Source organism: Thalassolituus sp. UBA2009 (genome assembly GCF_002335285.1).
GTDB classification, from domain to species: Bacteria; Pseudomonadota; Gammaproteobacteria; order Pseudomonadales; family Oceanobacteraceae; genus Venatoribacter; species Venatoribacter alkanivorans.
The window spans coordinates 102,564-116,859 of record NZ_DDCJ01000058.1 but is presented as its reverse complement, the minus strand read 5'-3'; the positions used below and the strand labels follow the sequence as shown (position 1 = coordinate 116,859).

Below are 14,296 nucleotides of genomic sequence, written 5' to 3'. Positions count from 1 at the left end.
TCCGGCATCCATTTCAGATTCACATCACTCATCTTCAGGCCGGCCTGGGTCAGCAACGTGGTCATAAAATCCACATGGGGACCATAAGCCTGAATAGCGATGGTTTTTCCTTTTAATTCACCAACGCGGACTATGCCGTTTTTAGCAACCAGGGTGTCGCCACCGCGCGACCAGGTGAGCTGATAAATCACCACCGGGCGGGTACGCGGATCTTTATTAATCAGATCCAGCGCCTGGTTGCACATACCAATGGTACAGCGCAGATAAGGGGAAGCGCCGGATAAATAATCCTGCAGCTGTTTATCAAAGTTATCCTGCAAGACAAATTCGTAATTCAATCCGGCCTTGGCTATGGCACTGCCAGGCTGAGTGCGGGTATTCATACCATTGGCCAGAATACTGATCATATCGCCGCCCCAGGTAATCATCGGCACCCGCAGTGGCTGAGTATTCTTTACCGGGCCCACTGCCGTATTAATACGCGCTGCCAGCGGTTCAGGCTCAATAAACTCGGGCTCCGCAAAGACACCCCGCGCGAACAGCAGGGCCAGAACGGCAGCAGAGAACAACAGTATTGAACGCACGATGGTATTTCCTATTAACTGATTAATGAACGTCACTGGGCTTTAGCAAACATGATGCCATTGCTAGTGATACGCCTCACATCAGCGCAAATTCGTGAGCAACTGCACAATTAGAAAGCAAAGGGAAAAATAAAGCGGAAATACCTACGAATAAAAGCACCACCATGATGCTGATATTTTTTACAGCGCACGGTAATAAGGCACAAATAATCATCTGACAAAGCAGAATAGGATTCCGGAAAAGCGGCTGAAATACTGCTGGCGAGTAGGTTATTCTGCCTGATGCAGAAACAGACGCAGCGCCTGACTGGCACTCTGACAATGATACAGCGTGGCTTTAAGCTGATATTCACGGCACAGAACTTCACAGCGACGGCCGGGAACGCTGAGTAAAAAATGGCACTGATCCTGACCCAAACCTGCGCCGGAATTAATTAACTGAAAACAGCCATGCTGCAGCATATTGCCTTCGGTATCGTAATCAATGCCGTCGTATTCCAGCACACTGTTCAGCTCCACTGCATCGGTATCAGCAGAGATCAGCGCCAGCACAACAAAGGCTCTGGGGGCCGATAAAAAATCCCGTGCCCGCTCATACACCAGAATATGCGGATCGGCTGCCGTGGCTGTGGCATAAAAAAATGCATAAGCGCCACCCGGCCCGCTGATGGAATCATCAGCCGGGGGTGGTAAATCGCTTAACAACTGCAGCTCAACAGGTTCGTTCATCAATCCATTACCGGCTAATGGCCTCAGGCCATCGGATCATAGGTCCAGAACGGGTAACGCAGACCAGCCATGGCACAGAGTACACGTAAAAATGCATCACAGGCTTCAACGCCCGCACTTTCGTCCATGGTGTGGTAACCCGTGGTCGGAATCTGCAGCGTGGTGCCATCCACCAGACCGTTAGAAGCCGCAATAATGCGGCCCATCTCGGTACTGCCCATGGATTTGGCAGCAATACCCTGACGGGCATTTTCTTCGTTCTGACGGCGGATATAGTCATCTTTAAAACTGTAACGGATGCCCAGTTTTTTACATTTTTCCGCCAGCCGGTTGGTTAACTCCGTATTAAAGGAAGCGTTGGCATCGCAATGACGTAACACCAGCAACTGCTCGTTAGCCGCCGGTACATCCGGATACGGGCTGGTATCCACCACCACCAGCTGGTTGGTGGAGCCACCAAAACGGCGGAACCATTCGAGCAGGTAACGCCAGCTGCGTCCGGCTTCTTCCTGAGCGGTAAAAAAGGCGGTGCCCTGAAAACCCAGTTCAAATAAATACACCAGCATGGCGGCGGTCAGTACGTTATCGAGCTGGCCCAGATAACGGCCATTTTCGATACGCAGCTGATCACGGAAAGCCACCGGCGTACCCGCCACCAGATGTTCCATACCGGACAGCTCAAAAATCAGGTTATTACGGTGCGGACAGATATAGGTACGCTCGATTTTGCCACGCCCACGGTAAGCACCGGACCAGGGTTCATAGGCAAACACGCCGACATCGCCGAAACGGTCGACGATCATTTTCATCAGTTCTTCCGACACCGAGTTACCCAGCAGGTCGGAACGGCCGCCGGAGACAAAGGCCGCGTACTGAAACTCGTTCGGGCCGGTACAGACCAGACCGTGACGGTCGATGTGGGCCGAAAACATCAGGCTCATCGGATCTTTGCCCTGCGCGACCAGCACGCCTTCGTACCAGGTTACCTGCGCCCCACGCTCTTCCAGTTCGCGCTGCAATACGCGGAAAAAGGAATGCTCCGCGCCAACCACCGAAGGGCTGCGCAGCAGACTTTTTAAAATATCGAGAAAGGCGGTACGGTCGCTCATGGATACCCCGCAGAGCTGCTACAGATTGAAAAGCCGATGAAAGCACGGTTAGAAAAAGGGGTGCAAGAGAAGTTACACCCCGGAGGAAGGAAATCGGCGCGTTGCGCGCTCAGTCCTGATAATCGATATCGAAGCCCAGCAAATCGCGCAGACGTGCCTGCTCCAGAATACGCTCGGCGCGACGACGTTTTTTATCGTAATCGACACTGCGTCCTTTGGGCTTGCTGCGGGATTGTGGCTGGTCGTCGAGATCGTCAAAATCTTCGTAGTCTTGTGGCTGACTCATACCCACCTCAGATGTTCAGATACTGCCCGCCCCTTACCGGCAAAGGCACCGGGGCGAAAACGGCGGCATAATTTCACCAGTTCCGGCTGTGGTAAATTGAAAAAAATTATTCTTCTGGATCAGTTTTTTTTGTTGTTTTGACAAAGAACACCATAACGTCTTACGGGGTGACGTGTGTCGCTTAAGCCGTTATAATCGCCGCGCTCTTGGGGGAGTAATCTGCCCTGACCCATAAAGTCAGCGGCGCCCGTGTCAACATAATTGAGCCTCATGCTCATGGCACCGGCGACCATCTCACGATGGTTTGATGAGACCTGAGACAAACAGCAGGATGACCAGGGCGGCATCGTGCCGTTTGTCTTTGGTTAACGATCTCCGCCCGGACTATAAACATGACTGATACCCTGATTAGCCTGCCGGCTCTGAACGACACCTTCGCTCATTCAGCCTTCCTGACCTCTTCCGTTGCAGTTGCCATTGCCGAAATCGGCGATAAAACCCAGCTGTTGTCTCTGCTGCTGGCAGCCCGTTTCCGTAACAAGAGTGCAATTGTGCTCGGCATTCTGCTGGCAACCCTGCTGAACCACGCAGCCTCGGCCTGGCTCGGCGCCTGGCTCGGCAATTCCCTGACCGAATGGCTGAATGGCAGCACCGGCCGCCTGCTGCTGGCCGCTGGCTTTGCTGCCATGGCGATCTGGGTGCTGGTGCCGGACAAAGAAGACGACAGCACTGACACCCATCAGGCCTGGGGCGCTTTTCTGGCCACCACGGTGCTGTTTTTCCTGGCTGAAATCGGCGACAAAACCCAGGTAGCCACCGTATTGCTGGCCGCCGAGTTTAACTCAGTGCTTTGGGTAACTCTGGGTACGACCTGCGGAATGCTGCTGGCCAACGTACCGGTGGTGATTTATGGCGAACGTCTGATGCGCCGTATGCCGCTGCATCTGGCCCGCTACGCTACCAGCCTGCTGTTTGCCATACTTGCACTGTGGACATTGCTCAGCTGAGCCGCTGTGCTGTCAGGGCCGTACCCGGTGCGGCCGCTGGCACTTATTTCCAGCAATAAACGGGATCGAAACGATCTGTATTTTTTGTTTTTACTGCCGCCGGGCTTTGGGTAAAACGCCAGTCCCTTTGTGTTTTGCTCCGGAGTACGTCCTTGCAGTTTGCTGAAGCCAGCCATGATGATCTGTTTGAAAGCATTGCCGCCGATCTGCAGACTCAGGGCTATGCCATCACCCATGATGCACTGCCTCTGCTGATGTCTTCCGGCCTGCTGAACCGTGTGGTGAGACTGCAGCACGATGATTTCAGTGCCGCAGGCACTGGTCGCCAGCAACAGCATCAGCTCAACCAGTTTGTCCGTCGTGACAAAATCCGCTGGCTCAGCAATGACGATCCGGCCGAAGCCGCGTGGCTGGATTATATGGCCGAACTGCAGCGCTATATGAACCGCCGTTTGTATCTGGGTCTGTTCAGCTACGAAGGCCATTTTGCCCATTACCAGCCCGGTGATTTTTACAAAAAGCATATGGATGCATTCAAAGGGCAGGCCAACCGCGTACTGACCACCGTGCTCTATCTGAACCCTAACTGGGAAGTTCAGGATGGCGGTGAACTGGTGATCTATCAGGCTGAAAACCATGAACAGGAACTGCTGCGCGTCAGTCCGCGTTTCGGCACGCTGGTTACCTTTCTCAGCGAAGACTACCCACACGAAGTGCTGCCCGCCAAACGCGACCGCTACAGCATTGCCGGCTGGTTCCGTCTGAACAGCTCAACCACTGTCCGGGCCGACCCTCCGCGCTGAGCCTCCACGCTTCCGCTGTACGATTAAAGAGCAACAGAAAGGCAAAGAAAAATACGCTATGCTCTGACTTCGGAGATGAGGAATCTCCGTTGTATAGCCACGGATATCCGGCTGCATAATTTGCGGGAGCAACCGTGCTGATCAGGCATATTTTATTCGTTATTTTTATTACTATCATTTATAGCCCGGTATTACAGGCCGATAGCCAGCGCGCGACATTCCTTCCCCAGCCTGACATATTAATTATCCACTCGTATCACCTGCAGTTTCCCTGGACCCGCCTTCTTAACGACAAGATACTCAGTAATCTTGAGCCGCTGCTGCCCGGTGAACAGATTCATGTCGAATTTATGGATGAACGGCGCTATAGCGACAACCCGCAGGTCCGTGCCGAATTACTGCGCCTGTATGATCTGAAATACGCAGAACAACCGCCGGATGTGGTGGTAGTCAGCGACGATGCGGCACTGAATCTGGTGCTCAATGCTGAACTGCCCTGGCTGAAGAATACGCCACTGGTATTTTTAGGGATCAATGTTCCCGAAGGTCACGATCTCAGCCGCCATCCGCAACATACCGGAGTACTGGAAGGTATGGCGATTGAAGAAAATATCGAATTTATCCGCACACTGCTGCCAGCCACCCGCGAAATTCTGTTAATTGCCGACCGCTCCGGACTGGGCGCCCTGATGGGCAACGAAGCCCGCCAGCTGATCCGCAGTCAGCGCTTTCACGATATAAAATTATCTGTTTACGACGATTTTACCTTCGCCGAACTGGAACAGCGCCTGAGTAATATGCCAGCCAACAGCGCGGTGTTGTTTCTTGCCATTCATAACGACCGTAATGGCGAATATTTTTCTTACGCCAAACATTTACCTGTGCTGAGCGCAAAAACACCGGTACCGATCTTCGGCATGTGGGGCGACCTGATGATGGGTCAGGGCAGCGCCGGTGGCATGATGCACAACGCCAGCAGTCAGGCGGAAATGGCCGCACAGATAGTGCGCAAGATTCTGAGTGGAGTTCCTGCCGCTGATATTCCCGTATTACCAAAAACCCGCTTTACGCCACAGCTGGATGAGCGCCAGCGCCTGCGTTTTAATATTCCGCTGAGCAACCTGCCCACCGGAACCGAGCTGCATTTCCGGCCACAAAGTTTTCTCGCGGCCCATGCCGTACTGATCGGTGTCAGCCTGAGCATTATCGTTTTTCTGTCGCTGATTATTTTAGTGCTGAGCCTGAATATTCGTCGCCGTCAGCATGCCGAGCAGCAATGGCAAAGCCTGCGTCTGACACTTGAACAACGTGTATCGCAACGCACCAATACGCTTAACCGCCAGAATCAGCAGCTGACCGAACTCAGCCAGCAGCTGGCCTTACAGGCCAATACCGATGTGCTTACCGGAATAAGCAACCGCCGCCATGGTGATATACAACTGCATAAGGCAATGGAGAACGCTCTGCAGCAGAAAACTCCGCTGAGTCTGGCTCTGATCGATGTGGATTATTTCAAGCGTATCAATGATCAGTACGGCCACGAACGCGGCGACCAGATATTAATTGAGCTGAGCGATTTACTGACTAAGCATATCCGCCCCCAGGATCTGCTTGTCCGCTGGGGCGGCGAAGAATTTATGCTGTTGCTGAACAACTGCACGCCAGAACAGGCAGCAGTACTGTGTGAGCGTCTGCGCCAGCAGGCACGCACTATCCGGATCAGCGCTGACAATACCCTCAGCATCAGCATAGGAATCAGCAGCAGCACCAACGCCGACAATACCGCACAGCTGTTGCGCCAGGCCGATCAGAATCTCTACGCCGCCAAAGCCGGTGGCCGCGACCGGGTTATCGGCGCTGATAATTAAATAACGCCGACATGCTGCACAGTTCACATAATGCGCCATCCTCCCGGGCCGGTTGTTACTGACATGGTAGATAACGGCCCCTGATCTACACTTCCCTGTAATGAAGGCCAGATATTCCGCCGGATAACTGAGCCATTTCGTATCAGGATCTGCCCATATTAAGCAGGCCTAACAGGAGAATAATATGAACTGGTCCGACCTTGGCCTTGCCAAAAAGCTGACATTACCGATTGCCGTTCTTGCGATTTTACTCGCCACACTGTCCGTTATTCAGATCTCGAACCTGAACACAATTACTGCCGAATACAGCCATATTAATGAGCAATATCTTCCGGCGCTGGAACTGACCCTGAACGCTGACCGCGATTTATATCAGGCACAAATTGCCGAACGTTCGATGGCCTTAGGTCTTACAGCAGACACATATAAGCAAATGCATAAGGAAAATCTCGATCAGGTTGCCACCCGCCTGAAAAAAATTCAGGTACTGGATATTTCTGCCGATGCGAAAAAACTGTCTCAATCTTTTCTGACGGCTTTTGAACGCTGGCGCCCGAAAAGTGAAGCGATGGTACAGCAGGTTCTCGGCGGTAGTCTGAGTACCCGCCAGGCAACAGAAATGAGCACAGGCTCGCTGGAAAATGAATTTGAGGGCATCCGCGAAACGCTCAACGTTCTCGGCGAAAAGCTTGGTGAAGAAGCCAAATCCTTACAGAAAAAAGCAGAACAGGCCAAAAATGCAGCACTGCGCAGCATTTTTATTCTGGTCGGTGTGGCCCTGCTGATTGCATTGCTGGTTGCCGTCTATTTCCCACGACTGATTACCCGCCCGGTTAACGAGCTGGCCAGAGTGCTTGGCCAGATGGCCGATGGTAAAGGCGATCTGAGTAAACGCATGCCGGATCTCGGGCGCGATGAAATTGGTTTGCTCAGCCATAACTTCAACCGTTTTCTCGGCGGCATGCAGCAGATGATCGGCACCATTCAACAGGTCGCACTGGATGTTGCTTCCACCACCAATACCCTGAAAAAAGGTGCCGGCGACAGCCAGCGCATCAGCGGCGAATATGCAGGTTCGATGGAGCTGGTTGCCACCGCCAATCATGAAATGGGACTGGCGATTCAGGAAGTATCATCCAACACCCAGCAGGTATCAGAAGAAGCCAAAGCGGCCGACCAATCGGCGCGGGCGGTATCAAAACAATTCCGTCAGGCCATGGAAGAGATTCAGGCACTGGCCGAAAATGTTGATAACTCAGGTGCCGTTATTCAGGAGCTGGTCGCCGAAACCACCAATATCGCCTCGGTGCTGGATGTGATTAAAGGCATTGCCGAGCAAACGAATCTGCTGGCGCTGAACGCAGCCATTGAAGCGGCCCGTGCCGGTGAGCAAGGCCGGGGGTTTGCCGTGGTGGCCGATGAAGTACGGACTCTGGCCAGCAAAACCCAGCAGTCGACCGGCGATATTAATGTCATGATTGAGAAGCTGCGCAGTGGTGTTAACCGTGCCGTCAGCAGCATGAAAGAGAGTCAGGAAAAAGCGGTCAGCACCGTCGAATATGCCAGCAAGTCGGAAGAAAATATCCGCAATATTTCCGGCTCACTGCTCAGTATCAGTGACCGTATTCTGCAGGTTGCCTCTGCTATTGAAGAGCAGACATCCGTTATCAATAACATTAATGAAAACCTCAGCAATGCCAAACATCTGAGTGATCAGGGTATGCAGAGTGCCAGCAGTATCCGCCAGGCCGTTGACGGGCTGAATCATCAGGCATCCAGTCTGCGTGATGAGGTGTCCAGCTTTTCACTTTAACCCGCGTAAAGCGGAAATAATAAAAGCCGGCGACTGTCGCAGTCGCCGGCTTTTATTTTATCGCGTTGATTAATTATGCGGTTTCACGCTTACGCCAGAGAAAATACAACACCGGAATCACCACCAGCGTCAGCAACAGAGCACTGGCAGTACCACCGACCATAGGTGCGGCAATACGGCTCATAATTTCCGAACCTGTGCCCTCTCCCAGCATGACCGGCAATAAGCCCACAGCAATAGTAGCCACCGTCATCGCTACCGGACGCAGACGTAAACCGGCACCATTAATAACCGCCTGACGTAATTCACTTTCCGTAACCCTGCGCTGCTGCTCCTGTGCCAAAGCCAGAGCAGCCTGATATGACTGATTTAAATACACCAGCATAATCACACCGATTTCTACGGCGACACCGGCAAGAGCAATAAAGCCCACACCGACAGCCACAGAAAAATTAAAACCCAGCGCCCACATCAGCCACAGGCTGCCAACCAGTGCCAGTGGCAGAGTCAGCAAAATCATCGCGACTTCGGTCAGCCGGCTGAAACTCAGATACAGCAGCAAAGCAATAATGGCGATGGTTAACGGCACCACATACTGCAGTTTTTCTTTCGCACGCTGCATATATTCATACTGCCCCGACCAGCGCAGCGAATAACCCGCTGGCAGCGTCAGTTCGCCGCTGTCCAGCGCCTGCTGTACCCGGCTCTGGGCAGAATCAACATAGTGGCCAACATCCACACCGTCGATATCAACAAACAGCCAGCCATTAATACGCGCATTTTCACTTTTAATGGCTGCAGGCCCCGCTTCACTGCGGATATCAACCACATCACCCAGCGTCACCAGCTGGCCATTCGGCGCGACAAAAAACAGCTGTTTTAAAGCTTCCGGTGAATCACGGTAAGCCTGTGGATAACGCAGATTAACGCCGTAACGCTCCAGTCCTTCGACGGTTTCAATAATATTTTTACCGCCAATGGTGGTGGTAATAATCTGTTGCAGCTGCGCCACGCTCAGGCCATAACGCGCGGCCTGCTCACGGCGGATATCCAGCGTTAAATAGCGGCCACCCGCTACCCGCTCAGCATAGGCTGATACCGTACCCGGTACTGTTTTAATAATGCCTTCAAGCTGCTGACCTATTGCCTGAATCTGCTGCAGATCCGGCCCCGCTATTTTCACCCCGACCGGGGTTTTAATACCGGTCGCCAGCATATCAATACGGGTCTTGATCGGCATAACCCAGGCATTACTCAGCCCCGGAAACTGTACTTTATTTTCCAGCTCCGCACGGATATCGGCGGTCGTAATTCCTTCACGCCACTGATCTCTGGGCTTCAGCTGAATAAAGGTTTCGATCATGGTTAATGGCGCCGGGTCGGTCGCCGTTTCCGCACGGCCGATTTTTCCCATAACAGTTTCCACTTCCGGAACACTGCGGATTAATTTATCGGTTTGCTGCAATATCTGCCGCGCTTCACCGATAGACAAACCCGGATAGGTGGTCGGCATATACATTAAATCGCCTTCATCCAGTGGCGGCATAAATTCGCTGCCGATTTTTGTCAGCGGATACAGGCTGGAAAGCGCCACCAGCAGCACCAGTGCCAGCAGTGTTTTCGGACGCGCAAGAACCCGTTGCAACAGCGGCAGATACAGTGCCTGCAGAGCACGGTTAAGCGGGTTTTTATCTTCCGGCTGAATATGGCCGCGAACAAAATAGCCCATTAATACCGGCACCAGGGTAATGGCCAGAATAGCAGCCGCCCCCATGGCATAGGTTTTGGTAAAGGCCAGCGGGGCAAACATCCGCCCTTCCTGCGCTTCGAGGGCAAACACCGGCAGAAAACTCAGGGTAATAATCAGCAGACTGAAAAACAGCGCCGGGCCAACTTCCTGCGCCGAGCGGCTGATCAGCGCCCAGCGTTCACTGCGTTCGGCGGGTGGCTTTTGTTCTTCGGCTTCCAGGTATTTGTGCAGGTTTTCAATCATCACAATGGCACCATCGACCATGGCACCAATGGCAATGGCGATACCGCCAAGGGACATAATATTGGCGTTAATTCCCTGCCATTTCATCAGTACAAAGGCGGCCAGAATACCCACCGGCAAACTCAGTACAATGACCAGCGACGAACGCAGATGAAATAAAAACAACGCACAGACAATGGCAACCACAACGAACTCTTCGCTGAGTTTTTGCCATAAATTATCGATAGCATTATCGATCAGCCGGGTACGGTCATACACCGTGGTAATTTCGATACCGGCCGGCAGTGAGCTCTTTAAACGCTCAATACGCTGTTTAACGCCGGCAATGGTCGCCTTGGCATTTTCGCCAAAGCGCATCACCACAATGCCGCCAACCACTTCGCCATCGCCATTCAGCTCGGCAATACCACGACGCATCTGCGGGCCGGTACTGATACTGGCAACATCTTTCAGTAATAACGGCACGCCGGCACTGTCGATACCCAGCGGAATATTTTCCAGATCGGTAATGCTGCGTATAAAGCCGGTGGCGCGCAGCATGGTTTCCGCTTCGGCCATTTCAATCACCGAGGCACCGCTTTCCTGATTCGATAACTGCAGCGCATTCACCACCAGCGACAGCGGAATTTTATGTGCCGCCAGCGCCACCGGATCGAGCTGAATCTGGTATTGCTTCACCATGCCGCCTAATGGCGCAATTTCGGCGACACCGGGCAGACTCTGTAATTCGAATTTTAAAAACCAGTCCTGATAAGCGCGCAGATCCGCCAGCGAATGCTGTCCCGTAGGGTCGCTCAGAGCATAAATAAATACCCAGCCGACACCGGTCGCGTCCGGGCCTAACTGCGGCCGTGCCGCTTCCGGCAGGCTGGGCGCAATCTGGCTTAAATACTCCAGCACACGCGAGCGCGCCCAGTACAGATCGGTGTCGTCATTAAAAATAACGTACACATAGGAATCGCCGAAAAAGGAAAAGCCGCGCACGGTTTCTGCACCCGGCACGGACATTAATGCCGAGGTCAGCGGATAGGTTACCTGCTCCTGCACAACCTCAGGTGCCTGGCCGGGGTAACTGGTTTTAACAATCACCTGCACGTCGGATAAATCGGGAATAGCATCCACCGGTGTACGCGATAAGGCGTAAAAACCGCCACCAACCAGCATCAGACTGAGCAGCAGCACCAGCAGGCGGTTGCGTACCGACCAATCAATGATGGCTGTGATCATGCATCACCTCCGCTGGCTGGTTATCGCTTTCCATCTGCTCATGATTCATCTGTGAATGATCCATGTTCGAATGATCCATATTCGAATGGTCCATCTGCGAGTGATCCATATTCGAGTGATCCATATTCGAGTGATCCATGTTCGAATGATCCATGTTCGAATGATCCATGTTCGAATGATCCATATTCGAATGATCCATATTCGAATGATCCATATTCGAATGATCCATATTCGAGTGATCCATCTGCGAATGATCCACTTCATCGTCAAAGCGGCTCAGGTCGGCACCGATGGCGGATTCCGAATCCAGCATAAACTGCGCACTGGTCACCACCTGCTGGCCTTCTTTCAGGCCACGCAGAATTTCGACGTTATCCTGTCCGGTGCGGCCAACCATAACCGCCTGAGAGCGGAAGCGGCCATCACCCAAAGCCAGCACAACCCGTGGCTGTACGCCGTCATCAATCAGGGCGTTACGCGGCACCTGCAGTACCGGTTCACTCTGTTTCTGCAGTTGTGCCTGGGCAAAATCCCCCGGGCGCCAGTTACCGCTCTGGTTATCCAGCTGCAGGCGTACCGTCTGGCTGCGCAGCTCGCTGTTCAGCAGTGGATACACACTGTCGGCCATAAGCTCGGCCGACACCCCGTCACGCCGTTGCAGCACAACCCGATCACCAGCGCTGAGCCAGCCGGCCAGCGACCCCGGCAAACGCACGTCCACCCACAGGCGGCTTAGATCCGCGATCCGTAATAACGCCTGCTCCGGCATTACCCGTGCTCCCGGCATCAGATTCAGCTGGGTAATCACGCCATCCTGCGGCGCCACGATCGCCACCTGCTGCCGCACCTTGCGATCGCGGCGCAACTGCTGCAGCCAGCCGGCATCCACACCCAGTGCTAACAGACGGCTCTCCGCCGCGCGGATCAGCGCTGGCTGACGGGCTTCCAGTGCGCCCAAAAGTTCTTCCTGTGCGCTGATAATGCGCGGGCTGTAAAACTCAAACAGCGTCTGTCCGGCGCTGACGCGCTCGCCCACGGCAAACACCTGCTGGCGGCTGATCCAGCCTTCGCTGCGCACCTGGATCTGCTGTTCGTACTGTGGATTCACCTGAATTTCCGCCAGCGCCAGCGCCTGCTGCACCAGCGGCACCCGCTCTGCTGCAGCGCTCTGTACGCCCAGATTCTGTTCTACCGCAGGACTGATGCGGATGGTGCCCGGCGCGTCTTCGGCACTGCTGTTGTCATCGGCGTAGACCGGCACCAGTTCCATCCCCATCGGCGACAGGCCGGGTTCAGGGCGGCGATAGTTAGGGTCCATAGGCGCAACCCAGTAAAGTGGCTGCGGCTCGGCACTGGCCTGTGTTTCTGCCGCTTCTGTTTGTGGTTGCTGTACCGACATCAGGCCGGCGCTGAGGCCGGTACCTACAGCCAGAGCCAGTAATAACGGCCATTGTTGTTTTATCGTCATATCGTTTTATTCCTGTTCAGTGCCACGCCCGGATTTGATGCCTGGCTGCGCAGCAGAGGCGGCAGGCGACGGTGCAGAAAATCCGGGGGCATAAAATTCAAGGCGGATTGCGGTTTTGTGCAGTTCACGCAAAAGGTTAAGGCGTTCGATATCGCCGTTGAGGCGCTCCATCACCGCACGGATCACATCGTTAAAGTCATCTCTGTCCTGGCCGTAGCTGTTCTTTACCGCCTGTAGCTGGCGGCTGATCTGCGGCAACAGAGTCTGATCGTAAAATTCCAGCCGCTGGCGCTGCAGCTGATACTGAGCCCATTCGTTGCGTACTGCGCTGAGCAGCTGGCGTAACAACAGCTGCTGCCGGGTTTGTTCGGCTTCGCGGCGGCGTACACTGGCGGCCACCTTGCGCTCGTTGCGTTCGCCGTTAAACAACGTCAGGTCGACGCTGACACCAACGGAAACAAAATCCGCACGGTCGTTACCCATCGCATCATCGCCGCGATAGCCGTAGCTGGCCTGAATGCCCCACTGCGCTTTGTCTTCCTGACGCGCCAGCTCGATATCAGCGGCGGCGCTGGCGACGCGGTTTTCAGTCTGGGCCCACAGCGGGTGCTGCATCAGCACGGCGGCTAACGCCTGATCGTCAGGCATTGCATTTACCAGCTCTGCTGCGGGCTCAAAGCGGGGAGCATCTTCCAGCGCCAGAGCCGTCATCGCCTCACCCGGCGGCAGCCATTCATTCAGACGCTGACGCGCAGCCTGATACTGTTGCTGCAGATTCAGCAGGCGCTCACGGATACGCTGGGTTTCCAGCTCAACGCGCAGCAAATCCTGTTGCTGTGGCCCGCTGTCAGCATTCAGCCCGCTGGCATTACGGTAACGGCGGTTCAGTACGGCGGCCTGCTGTTGCAAGTGCTGCAGGTGTTCGGCGGTCAGCTTTTCGGCCGCCTGAGCACGGGCGGCTTCCAGCCATAACAGTGATACTTCACGGCGTAACTCACGCGCACGCAGCGCCTGATTTTCACGGCTGAGGCCGGCCATCAGACTTTGCTTCTGCGCCTGCAGATCAAGGCTGTCACCGCGCGGCAGCATCTGGCTGATACCCAGCTGGATCTGGGTCATGGGTTCCTGCTCAAACGACCAGGAGTCGGTAGGAAGATTTTGCGCATTCAGCGCGATTTTCGGATTAGGCCAGTAGCGGCTGGCGGCGCTGTCCTGGCGATAGGCCTGCTCCAGCTGACGCTGACTGCGCAGTGCCGGGTCCGACTGCAGCGCGTAGCCGCGGGTCTGCTCCAGACCCAGACCCAGGCCCGGCTCCGTGGCCAGTACCCTGAGCGCAGGCCAGCACAGCAGCACAAACACAATGGCCTGCGCAGCGGGGTGGCGGCCGGTAAAAAACAACATCATGGAAA

Annotated in this window: 10 protein-coding genes and 1 pseudogene; 4 read left to right on the top strand and 7 right to left on the bottom strand. The window is 54.3% G+C overall.

Features of this window, described 5'->3' with window-relative positions:
- The 4 genes and pseudogenes from B3P58_RS06570 to B3P58_RS06555 form a co-directional block, all read right to left on the bottom strand.
- Window positions 1-584, bottom strand: a pseudogene (locus B3P58_RS06570) (nitrate ABC transporter substrate-binding protein); the annotation flags it as partial.
- A 270-nt stretch (window positions 585-854) separates the two neighbouring features.
- Window positions 855-1,313 (bottom strand): hypothetical protein, encoded by a 459-nt coding sequence (locus B3P58_RS06565; protein WP_145469785.1) that lies wholly within the window; start codon window positions 1,311-1,313, stop codon window positions 855-857.
- A 23-nt stretch (window positions 1,314-1,336) separates the two neighbouring features.
- Window positions 1,337-2,422 carry a peptidase M42 gene (locus B3P58_RS06560; protein WP_145469786.1) on the bottom strand — a complete coding sequence of 362 codons (1,086 nt, stop codon included), beginning with the start codon at window positions 2,420-2,422 and terminating at the stop codon, window positions 1,337-1,339.
- A gap of 109 nt (window positions 2,423-2,531) precedes the next feature.
- Complete coding sequence (locus B3P58_RS06555; protein ID WP_186435965.1) at window positions 2,532-2,708, bottom strand: PA3496 family putative envelope integrity protein; 177 nt, start codon at window positions 2,706-2,708, stop codon at window positions 2,532-2,534.
- A 392-nt stretch (window positions 2,709-3,100) separates the two neighbouring features.
- Between B3P58_RS06555 and B3P58_RS06550 the strand changes: the two genes are divergently transcribed.
- The 4 genes from B3P58_RS06550 (at window position 3,101) to B3P58_RS06535 (ending at window position 8,199) form a co-directional block, all read left to right on the top strand.
- Window positions 3,101-3,715, top strand: coding sequence for a TMEM165/GDT1 family protein (locus tag B3P58_RS06550; protein WP_145469787.1), 615 nt, complete (start codon window positions 3,101-3,103; stop codon window positions 3,713-3,715).
- A 152-nt stretch (window positions 3,716-3,867) separates the two neighbouring features.
- Complete coding sequence (locus tag B3P58_RS06545) at window positions 3,868-4,518, top strand: 2OG-Fe(II) oxygenase (RefSeq protein ID WP_230332677.1); 651 nt, start codon at window positions 3,868-3,870, stop codon at window positions 4,516-4,518.
- 134 nt (window positions 4,519-4,652) lie between these two features.
- Window positions 4,653-6,386: an ABC transporter substrate binding protein gene (locus B3P58_RS06540; protein WP_286716561.1), complete on the top strand. Its 1,734-nt coding sequence runs from the start codon at window positions 4,653-4,655 to the stop codon at window positions 6,384-6,386.
- A 184-nt stretch (window positions 6,387-6,570) separates the two neighbouring features.
- Window positions 6,571-8,199 carry a methyl-accepting chemotaxis protein gene (locus tag B3P58_RS06535; protein ID WP_145469789.1) on the top strand — a complete coding sequence of 543 codons (1,629 nt, stop codon included), beginning with the start codon at window positions 6,571-6,573 and terminating at the stop codon, window positions 8,197-8,199.
- A gap of 73 nt (window positions 8,200-8,272) precedes the next feature.
- Here B3P58_RS06535 and B3P58_RS06530 read toward each other — a convergent pair whose 3' ends face one another.
- Genes B3P58_RS06530 through B3P58_RS06520 form a run of 3 tightly spaced genes read right to left on the bottom strand, consistent with a single transcriptional unit; the run spans window position 8,273 to window position 14,291 of the window.
- A complete protein-coding gene (locus B3P58_RS06530; protein WP_286716559.1) occupies window positions 8,273-11,419 on the bottom strand; it encodes an efflux RND transporter permease subunit in 3,147 nt (1,048 codons plus the stop codon).
- Window positions 11,400-12,887, bottom strand: a complete 1,488-nt coding sequence (locus tag B3P58_RS06525) for an efflux RND transporter periplasmic adaptor subunit (RefSeq protein ID WP_286716558.1) — start codon at window positions 12,885-12,887, stop codon at window positions 11,400-11,402. The genes B3P58_RS06530 and B3P58_RS06525 overlap by 20 nt, the downstream gene beginning before the upstream one ends.
- 6 nt (window positions 12,888-12,893) lie before the next feature.
- Window positions 12,894-14,291: a TolC family protein gene (locus B3P58_RS06520; RefSeq protein ID WP_286716557.1), complete on the bottom strand. Its 1,398-nt coding sequence runs from the start codon at window positions 14,289-14,291 to the stop codon at window positions 12,894-12,896.
- Window positions 14,292-14,296 lie beyond the last annotated feature (5 nt).